15 protein-coding genes are annotated in these 14171 nt (G+C 71.3%); 8 read left to right on the forward strand and 7 right to left on the reverse strand.

What is annotated here, in order from left to right; genetic code table 11:
* Positions 1 to 129: 129 nt before the first annotated feature.
* Positions 130 to 1347 (reverse strand): ROK family protein, encoded by a 1218-nt coding sequence (locus KK483_RS12365; protein WP_399013949.1) that lies wholly within the window; start codon positions 1345 to 1347, stop codon positions 130 to 132.
* Between the two features lie 60 nt (positions 1348 to 1407).
* On the opposite strand from KK483_RS12365, the gene KK483_RS12370 reads away from it, so the two are divergent.
* Positions 1408 to 2529 carry a Gfo/Idh/MocA family oxidoreductase gene (locus KK483_RS12370; RefSeq protein ID WP_262005284.1) on the forward strand — a complete coding sequence of 374 codons (1122 nt, stop codon included), beginning with the start codon at positions 1408 to 1410 and terminating at the stop codon, positions 2527 to 2529.
* Positions 2526 to 3011: a heme-degrading domain-containing protein gene (locus tag KK483_RS12375; protein WP_262005285.1), complete on the forward strand. Its 486-nt coding sequence runs from the start codon at positions 2526 to 2528 to the stop codon at positions 3009 to 3011. Before KK483_RS12370 ends, KK483_RS12375 begins: the two co-directional genes overlap by 4 nt.
* Positions 3012 to 3164: 153 nt before the next feature.
* Here the strand turns inward: KK483_RS12375 and KK483_RS12380 are convergent, their stop codons facing one another.
* The 4 genes from KK483_RS12380 to KK483_RS12395 form a co-directional block, all read right to left on the reverse strand.
* On the reverse strand, positions 3165 to 4022 hold the full coding sequence (locus KK483_RS12380) for a fumarylacetoacetate hydrolase family protein (protein ID WP_262005286.1): 858 nt from the start codon (positions 4020 to 4022) through the stop codon (positions 3165 to 3167).
* A 137-nt stretch (positions 4023 to 4159) separates the two neighbouring features.
* On the reverse strand, positions 4160 to 4888 hold the full coding sequence (locus KK483_RS12385; protein WP_262005287.1) for a YidC/Oxa1 family membrane protein insertase: 729 nt from the start codon (positions 4886 to 4888) through the stop codon (positions 4160 to 4162).
* Positions 4889 to 4988: 100 nt separating this feature from the next.
* Positions 4989 to 5303, reverse strand: a complete 315-nt coding sequence (locus tag KK483_RS12390) for a DUF6412 domain-containing protein (protein WP_262005289.1) — start codon at positions 5301 to 5303, stop codon at positions 4989 to 4991.
* Between the two features lie 175 nt (positions 5304 to 5478).
* Entirely contained in the window at positions 5479 to 6012 is a 534-nt protein-coding gene (locus tag KK483_RS12395; protein ID WP_262005290.1) for a helix-turn-helix domain-containing protein, read from the reverse strand.
* 147 nt (positions 6013 to 6159) lie between these two features.
* Here KK483_RS12395 and KK483_RS12400 point away from each other — a divergent pair, with 147 nt between their 5' ends.
* Positions 6160 to 7590, forward strand: a complete 1431-nt coding sequence (locus KK483_RS12400) for an MFS transporter (RefSeq protein ID WP_262005291.1) — start codon at positions 6160 to 6162, stop codon at positions 7588 to 7590.
* A 221-nt stretch (positions 7591 to 7811) separates the two neighbouring features.
* On the opposite strand, the gene KK483_RS12405 is transcribed toward KK483_RS12400, so the two are convergent.
* Together KK483_RS12405 and KK483_RS12410 are read right to left on the reverse strand one after the other, a co-directional pair.
* Positions 7812 to 9302, reverse strand: a complete 1491-nt coding sequence (locus KK483_RS12405; RefSeq protein ID WP_262005292.1) for a LamG domain-containing protein — start codon at positions 9300 to 9302, stop codon at positions 7812 to 7814.
* A gap of 90 nt (positions 9303 to 9392) precedes the next feature.
* Complete coding sequence (locus KK483_RS12410; protein ID WP_313878861.1) at positions 9393 to 10127, reverse strand: class E sortase; 735 nt, start codon at positions 10125 to 10127, stop codon at positions 9393 to 9395.
* A gap of 222 nt (positions 10128 to 10349) precedes the next feature.
* On the opposite strand from KK483_RS12410, the gene KK483_RS12415 reads away from it, so the two are divergent.
* The 5 genes from KK483_RS12415 to KK483_RS12435 all read left to right on the forward strand — a co-directional run bounded on the left by KK483_RS12415 (position 10350) and on the right by KK483_RS12435 (position 14129).
* Positions 10350 to 11354, forward strand: coding sequence for an SEC-C domain-containing protein (locus KK483_RS12415; protein ID WP_262005293.1), 1005 nt, complete (start codon positions 10350 to 10352; stop codon positions 11352 to 11354).
* Positions 11355 to 11431: 77 nt separating this feature from the next.
* Entirely contained in the window at positions 11432 to 12403 is a 972-nt protein-coding gene (locus KK483_RS12420; RefSeq protein WP_262005294.1) for a YDG/SRA domain-containing protein, read from the forward strand.
* Between the two features lie 73 nt (positions 12404 to 12476).
* A complete protein-coding gene (locus KK483_RS12425; RefSeq protein WP_262005295.1) occupies positions 12477 to 13136 on the forward strand; it encodes an HAD family phosphatase in 660 nt (219 codons plus the stop codon).
* Positions 13137 to 13343: 207 nt separating this feature from the next.
* On the forward strand, positions 13344 to 13787 hold the full coding sequence (locus tag KK483_RS12430; RefSeq protein WP_262005296.1) for a hypothetical protein: 444 nt from the start codon (positions 13344 to 13346) through the stop codon (positions 13785 to 13787).
* A 60-nt stretch (positions 13788 to 13847) separates the two neighbouring features.
* Positions 13848 to 14129, forward strand: coding sequence for an acylphosphatase (locus KK483_RS12435; protein WP_262005297.1), 282 nt, complete (start codon positions 13848 to 13850; stop codon positions 14127 to 14129).
* Positions 14130 to 14171: the final 42 nt, after the last annotated feature.

Below are 14171 nucleotides of genomic sequence, written 5' to 3' on the forward strand. Positions count from 1 at the left end.
AGCGTATTTTCGCCGGCGCGCGCCGCTCGGGAGGGGCGGCGGGGCGGAGGGTGGTGCGCGGCCCGGCCTCGATGCCGCCTCGATGCCGCCTCGCCAGCGCCCCGGTGCCGCCCCGGTGCGAGCGCTGCCTCAGCGGGGGTGGGACACGTACGCCACCTCGGCCCGCCCGAACACCGGAGCGAGCAGCAGCTGCGCCGCGCCCTCGGCGACCCGGTAGGCGCCGCCCCCGGCGGGCGCGACCCTGGCCCGGGTGCGCGAGACGAGCGTGGCCCGCACGCCTCGTATGAACTCGGCCTCGGCCGCGGCGACGACGCGGCCGCCGAGCAGTACGCGGTCGATGTCGAGCAGCTCGACAAGGTTCGCCACACCGGTCCCGAGCACCCGGGTGGCCTCGTCGATGTCGCCCCTGGCGACGGCCGCCAGGCACAGCGCCTCGATGCACCCTCGCTTGCCGCACTCGCACGACGGTCCGTCGAGCTGGACGACCTGGTGGCCGAACTCCCCGGCGCCCGTGCGCACGCCCCGGTACAGCATCCCGTCGAGCACCAGCCCGGCACCTATTCCGGTGCCCAGGTGCAGATAGGCGAAGGACCCTCCGCTCCCGCGCAACAGCAGACCGAGGGCGGCGGCGTTGGTGTCCTTGTCGAGCACGACCGGCAGCCCGAGCCGGCAGGCCAGTTCGTCCCTCAGCCGGTATCCGTCCCACTCCGGGTATCCGGTGACGCGGTGCGGCACCCCGGCGGCGTGGTCGAGCGGGCCCGGCATGGCGACCCCGACGCCGAGCACCCGCCTCCCCGCCGTCTCTCCCGCGTCCGGGTCACCGCTGTCCGCCTCGCCCCCGGGCAGGGAGCCGGCCAGCAGGGTCCGCACTTCCTGCGTCGCCTGGGCGGTCACGGCGTCCGGACCCGCGCCGAGGTCGAGAGGGACGACACGGGTGGCGATCCGTGTGCCGGCGAGGTCCAGCAGGACGGCGGTCAGCTCGTCCCGGTCCAGCTGCACCCCGACCGCGTACGCCGCGGACGGCACGAGGCGCAGCACCGTCCGTGGTTTACCCCCGGTCGAGGCGCGCCGTCCCGCCTCCGTGACCAGCTCCTCGTCGCGGAGCCGGGCGGTGATCTTGCTGACGGCCTGCGGGGTGAGACCGGTGCGGTCGGCCAGTTCGAGGCGGCTGATGCCGTCCTCCCCAGCGGTGCGCAGCAGATCGAGCACCAGGGCCTCGTTGTGGTTGCGCAGCAGCGGCAGATTGACGCCGAGGGCGCCACCTCCGCCGCCCGGGGACATGGCCGCGCCGGCGCCCTCCCCCGGCGCTCCTATCGCTCTGGCCCTGTTCACCCTCACACCCCCCATTGTGCGCCCCGCTTGCACTTTGGCAACAGCGTTGCTTAAGTGGACCACATGGTGGAGCACATGACTGGCACTGGCAGTGGCGCGGGCATCGGATCCCGCCCCACCGGCCCCATCCGCGTCGGACTCGTCGGCTACGGCCTCGCGGGCTCCGTCTTCCACGCCCCGCTGATCGCGTCGACCGAGGGCCTCGTCCTCGACACCGTCGTGACGTCGAACGAGGAGCGCCGGGCCCAGGCCCGCGCCGAGTTCCCCGGCGAGGAACTGCGTTTCGCGGCCGCGCCCGACGAGCTGTGGTCCCGTGCCGACGAGCTCGACCTGATCGTCATCGCGTCGCCGAACAAGACCCATGTGCCGGTCGCGACCGCCGCCCTGGAGGCCGGTCTCGCCGTGGTCGTCGACAAGCCCATCGCCGGCACCGCCGCCGAGGCCCGCTCGCTGGCGGCCCTCGCCGAGAAGCACGGCCTGCTGCTCTCGGTCTTCCAGAACCGCCGCTGGGACAACGACTTCCTCACCCTCCAGCGGCTGATCGCGGACGGCGAGCTCGGCGACGTCCAGCGCTTCGAGTCCCGCTTCGAGCGCTGGCGCCCTCAGCTCAAGGGCGGCTGGCGCGAGTCCGGCGCCCCGGAGGAGATCGGCGGTCTCCTCTACGACCTGGGCAGCCACGTCGTCGACCAGGCCCTGGTCCTCTTCGGCCCGGCGGTCCGGGTGTACGCGGAGTCCGACGTGCGCCGCCCCGGCGCCGAGACCGATGACGACACCTTCATCGCCCTCACGCACGCGAGCGGCGTCCGCTCGCACCTGTACGTCAGCGCCACCACCGCCCAGCTCGGCCCGCGCTTCCGGGTCCTCGGCTCGGCCGCCGGCTACGTCAAGTACGGCCTCGACCCCCAGGAGGCCGCCCTGCGCGACGGCAAGCGCCCGGGTGCCGACGAGGTGTGGGGCGTCGAACCGGCCTCCCTGTGGGGCCGGGTCGGCTCGGGCGAGTCCCCGCTCACGGGCGGCGGCCGTCCCGTCGAGACGCTGCCGGGCGACTACCCGGCGTACTACGCGGCGATCGCCGCCGCCCTGCGTGACGGCACCCCGCCGCCGGTCACCGCCCGCGAGGCCGCCGCCGCCCTCGACGTCCTGGAGGCGGCCCGCCGCTCGGCCCGCGAGGGCATCACCGTGGAGCTCGACGCATGACCGCCGTCACCGCCCCCGCCGGCGCCCCGGACATCGCGACGCTCGAGGCCCAGGAGCAGCAGCTGACTCTGCCCCGCTTCACCCTCGACGACGCCTGGACGCTCGGCTCGATGCTCGTCGAGCTCGCGAACGAGCGCCGTGCGCCGGTCGCGATCGACATCCGCCGCGGCCCCCAGCAGCTCTTCCACTGCGCGCTGCCGGGCTCGACGGCCGACAACGACGCCTGGATCGACCGCAAGCGGCGCGTCGTGGAGCGGTACAGCGAGAGCTCGCTCCTCGTCGGCAGCCGTTTCCGCGCCAAGGGCACGACCTTCGAGGAGTCGTCCCGCCTCGACCCCGACCGTTACGCGGCCCACGGCGGCTCGTTCCCGGTCCGCGTCGAGGGCGCGGGCGTCATCGGCACCGTCACGGTCTCCGGCCTCCCCCAGGCCGAGGACCACGCGATGGTGGTCGAAGCGCTGACCCGCCTCCTGTCCACCTGACTTCCTGTCCACCTGACTCCGCGGAGGGGGTGAATCCCCCGCACCCCCTCCGCGGCACTCCCCAGGGCCTGCCCGAGCCGTGCGCGCCCGCGGGCCCCGCGCCCGAGCGCCAGGTGTCCAGCGCCGGGCGGCCCCGGGCCGGCGTGCCTCGGACTAGGCGTCCTTGAACTCCTGGCGCTGCCGCCCGAGTCCGTCGATCTCCAGCTCGACGACATCCCCGGACCGCAGGTACGGCTTGGGCTCGGGCCGCCCCATCGCGACGCCCGCGGGCGTACCGGTGTTGATCACATCGCCCGGGTAGAGGGTCATGAACTGGCTGACGTAGCGCACCACTTCGGCCACCGGGAAGATCTGGTCGGCAGTGGAGCCGTCCTGCTTCAGCTCACCGTTGACCCAGAGCTTCAGCGACAGCGCCTGCGGGTCGGGCACCTCGTCGCGCGTCACCAGCCAGGGGCCCAGCGGGTTGAACGTCTCGCAGTTCTTGCCCTTGTCCCAGGTGCCGCCGCGCTCTATCTGGAACTCGCGCTCCGACACGTCGTGCGCCACCGCATACCCCGCGACGTGGGCGAGCGCTGCCTCCTGCGACTCCAGATAGCGCGCGGTGCGTCCGATGACCACCGCGAGCTCCACCTCCCAGTCCGTCTTCTCGCTCCTGCGCGGCACGAGCACGGTGTCGTTCGGGCCCACCACCGTGTCCGCCGCCTTGAAGAAGACCACCGGCTCTCCCGGGGTCGCGGCCCCGGTCTCGGCGGCGTGGTCGTGGTAGTTCAGCCCGATGCACACGACCTTGCCGATGCGGGCGAGCGGCGGGCCTGCGCGCAGCCCGGCCGCATCGAGGACGGGCAGCTCCCCGGCCCCGGCGGCGGCCCGGATCCGGTCCAGTGCGGCATCGTCGGCGAGCAGGTCCCCATCGATGTCCGCCACCAGCCCGGACAGGTCCCGAAGGGTCCCGTCCGGGTCGAGCAGCGCCGGACTTTCCGCGCCCGCCGTACCGACACGCAGCAGCTTCATGGTCTTTCTCCCCTGTGGGTCGAGGTGGTCCAGGAGACGTCGGCCGATGGAGTGCGGCCATCGGAGGTTGTCGCAGTTTTGGCCGATCCTCCAAGACGGCCGACCACTCTGCAAGACCCGGTTCACACACTGGACCGTTACCCCCCGGTAGGCGTGGCGGTGGCCGGGTACAGCAACACCCGCTCCACCGCGCTCCACGTGGTGCTCGTAACGACGTACAGCGCGGCGGCGAGCGGCACTACGGCCACCGTGATCAGCGTCGCGAACGACAGCAGCGGCATCGCCTTGACCAGCACCCCCATGCCCGGCAGCTCCGCGTGCCCGGACGGCCCGGACGGCCCGGACCGAGGCGCCTCCACGAGCTGACGCCGCGTACGCACATACGTGAACGTCGCCACCGCGCCGACGATCACGAACAGCACCACGTACACGAGCCCGGCGCCCGCGCCGAGCGCGTCCGTCCACCGTCCGCCGAGCGGGGCGCCGGCCAGCGAACCGCTCACGCTGCCGCCGGCGAACAGGTGGTACAGCAGCAGGAACGCCGGCGCCTGCATCAGGCTGGGCAGAATCCCGGACAGCGGCGACACCTTCTCCTTCGCATGCAGGTCGAGGACGGCCCGCTGGAGCCGCTCCGGATTCCCGTGGTGCTTCTTGCGCAGCTCGGCGATCCGCGGCGCCAGCCGTGTCCTGGCCCGATGTCCCCGCGCCGCCGCCCGCGAGAGGGGATGGACGGCGGCTCGGACCGCCAAGGTGAGCAGGACGACGGCCGCGGCGGTGGCTGAGCCGTGGAAAGCGGGTTGGACCAGGTCGGCGAGCTGCCCGAGGAGAGCAGCAAAGAAGGACGTAACGGACGTAACAGCGGACATGGAGGCCCTCCGGGTCTCGTCGTGCCGGAAACAAACAGACATGTCGGCATGACGACCCGCGAAGGGACGAAGGAACGCAGGAAACGCCGGTCAGCTGCCCCTACGCGGCCGTCGCAGAGCAACGGCCCGGGGCTCGGGGCCTGGTGCGGCCCGAGGCGTCGGGGTCGCGCTGCGGCAGAAAGGCCGTGCGCTGCTCACGGTCGCGTATCGCGGTCCGTATTCGCGTCGGCTGGACGCGCGGGACCGACCGCGAGAGGACCACCGCGCAGGTGACGAGCGCGGCACCCACCGCGGCGGTGGCGGCGAGCGCGACCGCGGTGGACAGGCCGATCCCCTCGGCCATGAACACCTCGACGAGGACGATGAAGAGCAGCAGCGCGAGCGGCCGCAGCATCCGCCGCGAACTTCCCGTCATACCTGCCCCCCTTCACTGTCCGTGCGGGCGCGACGAACCCTCATTCGTTATACACGAGCGAAATCGCGCACGGGTTCCCCTGTGGATAACCCGCACGCGGCCGGCCCGCCCGGCCCGCCGGCGCACCAGGCTCACCCGGCACGACACCAGCACGGGCACGGGCACCCAGCACGACTCACGGCCTGGACGCTTCCACTACGAGGGGTTCCAGCAGTCTCCGCGGCGCCAGCAGCGCACGACTGACCGGGTCGGACGGTTCCGGGTCAAGACCGGGCCCCGGCGTCATCTCGACGTCCGCCGGTGCCACACCGACCCCGCAGGCAGGGCATTCGCCGTACGCCCCCAGTTCCGTACCGCATGCCGCGTGCCGGAAGACCCGCACGGCGAGGGCGCCCGGGAGGCCGCGCCCCCACAGCCCGAGCGAGCGCAGCGTCGGCCAGAGCTCCAGGCCGCGCTCGGTCAGGACGTACTCGTCGCGCGGCGGGGACTCCTGGTACCGCCGCTTCTCCAGCACTCCGGCGCGGATGAGGGCCTGGAGCCGCCCGGCGAGCACGGCGCGCGGCGCGCCGAGATGCACCAGGAAGTCGTTGTAGCGGCGCACGCCGTAGAACGCGTCGCGCACGACGAGGAGAGTCCACCGCTCGCCGATCACTTCGAGCGCGCGGGCGATGGAGCACTGCTGCGCCGCGTAGTCCTTTCCCAGAGCCATGGCACCAGCCTATCCGTCTTCGGTTCAATGACCGAACCAGGTTCAATGAACGAACCAAGTGTGCTACCGTCGCAACAGTAGCGCAAGGTTCATTCACCGAACCCACAACACTCCCCATCCGCATCCGCCATTCGACGCGAGGAACCCATGGCCCACCCGGCATCGCGGCCGCCCGTACGCACCGCGCCCCAGCGTTCCCCGGAGCGGCCCACCACAGCCCACGCCCCGCACCCCGCCCCCGCCCGACCCGGCGCGACCCTCGCCGTGACCAGCGCGGCGACCGCCGTCGCGCTGATGAACTACACCGCGCCGATGCTCACGCTCCCCGCCACGGCCGCGGCCTTCGGAACCCCGCCCTCTGCCCAGGCGTGGCTGCTCAACGGCACCCCGCTCGGCCTCGCGGCCGTCCTCCTCGTCGCCGGCAGCCTCGCCGACGACTACGGCCGCCGCCGCATCTTCATCGCGGGCACCCTCGCGCTCGGCGTCACGACCGGCCTCGGCGCCTTCGCCGGCTCGACCCTGGTCTTCACCCTCGCCCGCATCACCCAGGGCGCGGCCAGCGCGGCGATCCTCGCGAGCAGCCTCGGCCTCCTCGTCCACGCGTTCCCCGCCGGGACGGCGCGGATCAGGGCGACGGGGGTGTGGGGCGCGTTCGTCAGCGCCGGAATCGCCGCGGGTCCACTGCTCGCGGGAGCGCTCGGCACGGTCGACTGGCGGCTTGCGTATGCCGCGCTCGCCGTCGCCGCCCTCGTCACCGGCGCCTTCGCCTTCCGTACGCTCACCGAGTCCCGCGCCCCACGCGGCGGCCGCCCCGATCTGCCGGGCGCGCTGACCCTCGGGCTCTCCCTGACGGCGCTGCTCACGGCGCTGACCCTCGGCCGCGACGGCTGGCTGCGCGCGCCCGTCGGCGTACTGGCCGCCGCGTCCGTGGTCCTGCTCGCCGCCTTCGTCCTCATCGAGCGCCGCACCGCGACCCCGATGATCGACCTCGGTCTCTTCCGCCGCCCGCTCTTCCTGTCCGCCTCGTCGGGCGCCCTCTTCACCGGCCTCGCCGTGATCGGCCTGTTCAGCTATCTGCCGGCGATGCTGCAGCGGGCGACGGGGATCTCCCCGCTTGGCGCCGCGTGGCTGTTCCTGCTCTGGTCGGGTACGGCGTTCCTGGTCGCCCTCCAGGCGAAGCGGCTGGAGGGCCGGGTCACCGCCCGCCATCAGCTGGTCCTGGGCTTCGTGTTCTCGGCGGCCGGTGTGCTCGCGATGCTCGGCACGCTCTCGCCGGGCGGCGACCGGAGCGGCTGGGCCCAGCTGCTGCCGGGCCTCGCCGTGGCCGGTGTGGGCAGCGGCCTGCTGAATGCCGCCCTGCCCCGCCTCTCCGTCGAGTCCGTACCGCCGGAGCGTGCGGCGATGGGCTCGGGCGCCAACAACACGGCCCGCTACATCGGTTCGGCCACGGGCGTGGCGCTGACGATCGCGGTGGCGACGGCGGGTGCGGACACGGCGCTCGTCGTGTCCGCGGGGATGTCCCTGCTGGGCGCGGTGGCCGTCCTGGCGTTCAGAGACGGCCACCGCGCCGCCGCGTAGCCCGGCCGTCGCACCGCCGGAAGGAGCAACAGCCGCTCGGCGGAGGCGGCCGTGCCGCCGGTCCGCCGATCCGCTGTGCAGAGCCGCCGGACCGGGTCCTCCCCCCGCCGTGCACGTACGCGCGTTCCGCCGCGCGCATCGTCAGACGATGCGCGCGTCAAGCGATGCACACGTCAAGCGATGCACACGTCAAGCGATGCGCGCGTCAGGCCATGCGCGCGTCAGACGATACGCGCGGCGGAGACGGGCCGCTGCGCGACCGTGTACGTACCGGACGAGCCGGTGTTGACGCTGAAGCGGTACCGCGAGAACTCGCCCGTGGCGTCGGACGCGTAGAACATCATGTGGCCGATGCCGACACCCGTGAAGTTCTCGCCGACGACATCGCTGACCATCCGCGTGTCCGGATACTGCGCATACGTGGACAGTCCGTAGACGCCGTGCGGGTCGGACGTGCTGTCGATGATCTCGACGGCGTACTGGGTCTCGCCCGCGAAGTTCATCGACCCCGTGAAGACCCCCTTGACCTGCCGGACCATCACGATGTGACCCGTGTTCTTCGCATCGGTCCCGTTGTAGTGCACGGAGATGAGATCACCGGGCCGCAGGTCGGCCACCTTCCGGATGGACTTGAAACGGGGGCCCGCTCCGGCCTTGAAGCCGTCGTGGTAGTCGGCGGCCTCCGGACCGCTGTCGTGGAAGTGCGTGGAGAAATACGCGTCCGTGGCCCAGGAATGGCTCTGCTTGAGTACCCGGGTGATGAACGACGAGCAGCGCGCCCGCGCGACCCAGCTCGCCGGGTCGGACGGCTGCCCCCAGACGACCGACGGGGTTTCGCCGACCAGGTAGTTGTTGTTGTACCGGGCCTTGCGCCCGCTCACGATCTCCATCTCCTCGCCCGTCAGCACCCGGTCGTACGCGCGCACATCGCCGATCGACCCGTTGAACCGGTTCACAGGCGCACTGTCGAACCTCGCCCGGCCGATGTTGAACCCCTGCGTCGCGGCCCACGACACCGTCGTGGCGGCGCTCCCCGCCAGCGCACCGTCGACGTAGAGACGGATCTCCGCGCCGTCCCACACACCCGCCAGATGCGTCCACACACCCTTGGCGGCAGCGGTCGTGGCGACGGCCGACACCTTGACGGTCTGCGCCTCGTCACGGACCTTGAACGCCCATGTCTGCACGGCCGGTTCGTACTGGAGCAGGAAGCGGCTGCACATCGCACCGTCCTGGCTCACCGCCGTGTACATGTTGGCCAGGTCCGCCCCGCCCGTGGCCGCGTCGGAAAGCCGTACCCACGCCGAGACCGTGAACGGCGCCGTCGTGTCCAGCACGGAAGCGGTCGCCGCGTACGCCCCGGACGTGCCGTCGAAGCTCAGCTCCCCGCCGGCCCGCAGTGCCGTCCAGCTGGCGGCCGGGCCCGGCGTGACGGGCCGCTCCGACCCGGACCGGTCCGCGCCCTTGGCCTCGCCATCCAGCGGCCAGTGGCCGGCCAGCCCGTCCGGCAGATAGCCGGCGGCCAGCAGCCGCTGGTACTGCACCATCTGCTCCGCCTGCAGCAGATGCGGGGCGGTGAGCGGCGTGAACGGGGTGTTCAGCACCTCCCCCGCCGTCGCCGCCTCCGCGCTCCCCGCGGCCCCCGCGACACCTGTCAGCGCCCCCGCTCCGATGAAAACCGCCCCACCCAACAGACCACGTCTGCTCACCATTTCTCGCTCCATCACAAGACCAGCCAAAAGGGTCGGCAGAGCTTAAGACGCCCAGGTCGGCGCTCCCCTCACCGGGGTCGCATCGAGGACTCACCGGGGGCGCATCGAGGCGAGCTTCCCCCACACCACGAGCCGGTACTTCGACGTGTACTCGGGCGTGCACGTGGTGAGCGTCAGGTAGTAGCCGGGCTCGCTGTACCCGTACCCCGGCTTCACCGCGCTCCGCGGCACGGCGGCGATCACCCCGCCGTCGCGGGCTGAGGTCTGCGGCAGCGCCCGGTCCACGAGATAGGTGAAAACGGCCTCCCGTGTCTCGACCACGATCTTGTCGCCGCGGCGGAGCCGGTTGATGTACCGGAACGGTTCACCGTGCGTGTTGCGGTGCCCGGCGACCGCGAAGTTCCCGGCCTGCCCGGGCTGCGCGGTGCGCGGATAGTGCCCGACGTACCCCTTGTCCAGTACGCCCCGTTTCGCAATTCCCTGGGCCACGGGTGCGACGACGCCGATGCGGGGGATGCGGAGGACGGCGTACGCCTGGTCCCAGCGGGGGGCGGTGCGGCCGGCGGAGGAACCCCGGGGCGGGGCAGCGCTCTCCTGCGCGGCCTCAGAGCCATCGGGAACCTCAGGAACCTCAAGGCCGCCGACACCACTCTCGCCGGTCGCCTCTCCCTCTCCCTCTCCCTCGTCCTCCCCGCCCCACTCCTGCTCCAGGGCCTGCACCTGCTGCTTGGCATCGGCCTTGGCCTGCTGGTTGGTCCACCACAGCTGATGCACGACGAGCAGCAGCACGACGACCCCCAGGGTCACCGCAAGCTCGGCGGTCACCCACAACCCGCGTACGAGCGCGACGCGACGGCGGACTCCCCGCCGGCCTCCCCGCCGCTGCACGACCACGGGTACCCGATCCCGCGTCCGCTCGCGCAGCCGCTCCTGTAACCGATGCCGTATTCGCTCCCGTATCCGCTCGCGCACGGCCCGCACGATAAGGCCGGCCTCTCCAACTCACCAGGCCCCTGCGCGGCCCCGTACAGCAGTACGGTGTGCTGCATGCGCCCCGACACGCCTGCCGACCACACCGCCGAAGCCGAGCGCCTGCTGCGCACCGCGGAGCAGTACCCGGAGGACCGTGAACCGCTGCTGCTCCAGGCCGCGGCCCATCTGGAACTCGCGGGCGACCGTGCCCGCGCGACCGGCCTGTACGACCGCCTCATCGCCGACGCCCCCGAGAGCCCTCATCTGATCAAGGCGCTGCAGGCGGCGAACCTGTGGGAGTACGGCCACGAGGCCGAGGCCCGCGCGCTCATCGACGGCATCCGCGCGGCCGGCCCGTCCGACGCGGCCCCCTGGGAGATCGTCGCCGAGACCCTTGAGGCCCACGACGAGCTCGACGCCGCCCACGACACCTTCACCACGGCCGTCACCCGCCTCGTCGACCCCGACGAGGAGATCCCCTACGCCGCCCAGACCCTCCTCAGCGGCCGCCACCGCGTCCGCCGTCTCCTGGCCCTCCCCCACGACTCCTGGGACGCCCTGGCCGACCGCCTCCACACGGCCGCCGTCCCCCTCGACGAGCTCCACGACCCCAAGCGCCTGTGGTCCCTCGGCTCCTCCGACCCCACGGAACTCCGCGCCGAAATCGCCCGCCTCCGCACCGAGCTGGGCACCTACCGCGCGGCCCTCTCCCGCCCCTTCCCGGTGGCGGTCCTGCACTGGACCACCCCCGAGCTCACCGAACTCCTCGCCGCGTACCCCTCCCTCTCCACGGAGTACCCGACCCACGAGACCCACCTCACGGCCATCGAGTCCGCCCTCCGCGACCTCGCCTCCACCGGCACCGGCAACCTGGGCATCGTCACGGGCACGGTCCCCTCCTACGAGGCTTTCGCCGCCTCCGAGGCCACCTCCCCCTCCGACCCGGGCCTGCTCCCCCAGTACGCGACAACCCTCGCGGCCCGCGGCAAGGCGGTCCCGTGGCCCCCGGCGAAGGGGGCACCGTGCTGGTGCGGGTCGGGGACGGCGTACCGGGACTGTCATGGGGCGGGGCGGGACTGACGGCCAGCCAGTTCCTGAAGTGCCATCTTTATGCCACCGTGATCGATGACGATCACTTGGGGTCCTAACATGACCTGATGGCGGCAGAACGAACCATTGGACACATAGACGGCGTCATACCGGGCGAGGTATTCCATCGGCGCGCCGATGTCTTTGCGGCAAAGCTTCACGGCGACATGGTGCGCGGCATCTCCAAGTACAGCGACAAGGACGGGCGCACAGTCGGGGACGCCATCGTTCTCAATGGTGGGTATGAGGACGATGACGACCGCTGGACGCGGATCCGTTATACAGGAGCATCACCTGAGGCGGAGCGCGAGCGTGCGACTAGTCGAGTACTTAAGGACCAGAGCTGGGAGTACGAGGATAACGCCGCCCTGAAGCTGAGCTTTGAGCGGAAATACTCGGTTCGAATTATCCGTGGCCCCAAGGGCGATCGACGGTACTCACTCCGCGACGATTACAGGTACGACGGGTTGTACGTGATCACAGCTATCCGGACTGCCGTGTCCAAGACGCCGGCACCGGATGGCTCACAGATCAAGATCTGTCAGTTCGACCTTGAGCGGTTGCCGGATACCCAGCAAGAGCTAACCGAGGTCGAACAGCACGTTGCTGAGATGCTCGAGTTCGACACGGCAGAGAAGTTCCCCGAGACGCGAACCACGCAGGTGCAGCGCCTGGTTCGAGACGCCGCTGCCGCGCGGCGGATCAAGGACCTCTACGAGGGCCAGTGCCAGGTGTGCCGAACACGCCTTGTCGGAGGGGACGGGCGAACCTACAGCGAAGGAGCGCACGTCCGTCCGCTCGGAAAACCCCACGATGGCCCCGATGTTGAACGGAACATCCTCTGCCTGTGCCCTAACTGCCATGTAAGGCTGGACACCGGGGCGATTTCCATCGCCGAGGACTGGACCGTCATCGATCGCTCGACCGATTCCGCGACTGTCACACCACGCAAACTCTGGGTAAAGAAGCAGCATGGGTTGCATCCTGACCATCTCAGCTACCACCTCAATTGGTGGAACAGAGAATTGAGCGGCCAGTAGGCGTGTGCGCCGCTCTCAGCATAGAGTCTGAGGACCGTCCGAGAATCTCGCCCTGCGGTCTGGGCCCGGTGGCATGATCAAGGGTGTGACCAGTGAATGCACCCCGCCCGGCGCCAAGCGGCGCGTCCTGTTCGATGTCGATGGCACGTTGATCGACGCGGTGGACAACCAGCGGCGGGTCTGGCACGCATGGGCCAGGCGGTTCGGGCACGACCCCGATGAGGTCTATCGGGTGGCGCTGCGGACGAGGCCGATGGAGACCTTCGCGGAGGTCGTTCCGGGCCGCGATCCGGGCGAGTGTCTGGCGGTGTTGCACGAGCTGGAGGACGAGGACGTCCGGTCCGGTGTCTATGCGGCGTTCGACGGGGCTGCGGAGCTTCTGTCCGGGCTGCCGCAGGGGTCGTGGGCGTTGGTGACGTCGAACTATGAGCACCGGGTGCGGGGACGGTTCGAGCGGACCGGTTTGCCCGCTCCGGGGCTGGTGGTGGACGCCGCCGCGGTCGACGAGGGCAAGCCGTCTCCCATGCCCTACCTCCGGGCCGCCGCGCTGCTCGGTGTGGAGCCGCGCGAGTGTCTGGTCATCGAGGACGCGCCGTCGGGGGTGCAGTCCGGACTGCGTGCCGGAATGACGGTGTGGGGGGTCAACGCTCCTGCTGCGGTCAGCGGTGTACACCGCCATTTCGGGAGCCTGCGCGAGGCTGTGCAGGACATTCTCGCCTTCGCGTCGAGGTGACGGCGTCACCCTGTGCGGTGGTGGGTCCCTGGGGGCGGTCGTAGCGTCGATACAGGAGCAACGTTGAGTGGAGGTCGGCTGAGCCGCCCCGCGCGTGCCGCAGAGCCGCAGATCGCGCCGCGCGGCGGGTAGGTGTACTCGACGAGACAGCTGGGAGCAGATATGCAGAGACACAAGCTGAGGACAGCGGGGCTGTTTTATGTCGCCATGTCGCTCGCAGTAGCCGCCGTACCGGCGTCCGCATCCGCGTCCGCCTCCTCTTCCGCTTCCGTACCTGCTTCCGCGCCGCCTTCCGCGGCTGCGCAGCCGCGCGCCGGCGTCGTGGTCATCGACTGCTTCTCGAAGCCGCAGGTGCGTCCCGAGAAGTACCTGATCGCCTGCGGGGACGGCAACAGCGGCCTCACCGAGCTCAAGTGGAGGGACTGGGGGCGCAGTGTCGCCAGGGGCTCGGGGCTGAACGTGGTGAACGACTGCAAGCCCAACTGCGCGGCCGGCAAGTTCCACTCCTACCCGGTGGAGGTCGCGTTCGAGCGGCCGGCGCCGTGGCCGAAGAATCCTGAGCAGCGGCGTTACACGCACCTGCGCCTCGTCTTCAAGGACAAGAAGCCCGAGCATCTCGAGCAGGACGTGACCTACCGGCTGTGGCCCTGACGGTCCGACCGCGACGCGTCGCCCCCGGTCCCCGGCCGGGGGCTCGTACGATCAGGCCCCATGGTGCGCAAGCGCGTGGTCGTGACGGGGCTGGTCCAGGGCGTGTACTACCGGGACACGTGCAGGCGCGTGGCCCGGGAGTACGGGGTGGCCGGGTGGGTGCGGAACCTCGCCGACGGGAGCGTGGAGGCGGTGTTCGAGGGGGAGCCGGACGGCGTCGAGACGCTGGTGCGGTGGGCGGGTCAGGGGCCGCCGACCGCCGTGGTGCGTGAGGTCGAGGTGCGGGAGGAGGAGCCCGAGGGGCTCGAAGGCTTCGAGGTACGAAGCACCGCGGCAACGTAAGGCCATCAGGCCCGTGAGGCCTGTGAGGCCCGTCAGGCCCGT

Source organism: Streptomyces sp. FIT100, assembly GCF_024584805.1.
Classification (GTDB): domain Bacteria; phylum Actinomycetota; class Actinomycetes; order Streptomycetales; family Streptomycetaceae; genus Streptomyces.

Excerpts from the sequence above, each read along its gene's own strand:
- KK483_RS12365 (WP_399013949.1), bottom strand. The coding sequence starts at position 1,347 with ATGGGGGGTGTGAGGGTGAACAGGGCCAGAGCGATAGGAGCGCCGGGG.
- KK483_RS12370 (WP_262005284.1), top strand. The coding sequence starts at position 1,408 with ATGACTGGCACTGGCAGTGGCGCGGGCATCGGATCCCGCCCCACCGGC.
- KK483_RS12375 (WP_262005285.1), top strand. The coding sequence starts at position 2,526 with ATGACCGCCGTCACCGCCCCCGCCGGCGCCCCGGACATCGCGACGCTC.
- KK483_RS12380 (WP_262005286.1), bottom strand. The coding sequence starts at position 4,022 with ATGAAGCTGCTGCGTGTCGGTACGGCGGGCGCGGAAAGTCCGGCGCTG.
- KK483_RS12385 (WP_262005287.1), bottom strand. The coding sequence starts at position 4,888 with ATGTCCGCTGTTACGTCCGTTACGTCCTTCTTTGCTGCTCTCCTCGGG.
- KK483_RS12390 (WP_262005289.1), bottom strand. The coding sequence starts at position 5,303 with ATGACGGGAAGTTCGCGGCGGATGCTGCGGCCGCTCGCGCTGCTGCTC.
- KK483_RS12395 (WP_262005290.1), bottom strand. The coding sequence starts at position 6,012 with ATGGCTCTGGGAAAGGACTACGCGGCGCAGCAGTGCTCCATCGCCCGC.
- KK483_RS12400 (WP_262005291.1), top strand. The coding sequence starts at position 6,160 with ATGGCCCACCCGGCATCGCGGCCGCCCGTACGCACCGCGCCCCAGCGT.
- KK483_RS12405 (WP_262005292.1), bottom strand. The coding sequence starts at position 9,302 with ATGGTGAGCAGACGTGGTCTGTTGGGTGGGGCGGTTTTCATCGGAGCG.
- KK483_RS12415 (WP_262005293.1), top strand. The coding sequence starts at position 10,350 with ATGCGCCCCGACACGCCTGCCGACCACACCGCCGAAGCCGAGCGCCTG.
- KK483_RS12420 (WP_262005294.1), top strand. The coding sequence starts at position 11,432 with ATGGCGGCAGAACGAACCATTGGACACATAGACGGCGTCATACCGGGC.
- KK483_RS12425 (WP_262005295.1), top strand. The coding sequence starts at position 12,477 with ATGATCAAGGGTGTGACCAGTGAATGCACCCCGCCCGGCGCCAAGCGG.
- KK483_RS12430 (WP_262005296.1), top strand. The coding sequence starts at position 13,344 with ATGTCGCTCGCAGTAGCCGCCGTACCGGCGTCCGCATCCGCGTCCGCC.
- KK483_RS12435 (WP_262005297.1), top strand. The coding sequence starts at position 13,848 with ATGGTGCGCAAGCGCGTGGTCGTGACGGGGCTGGTCCAGGGCGTGTAC.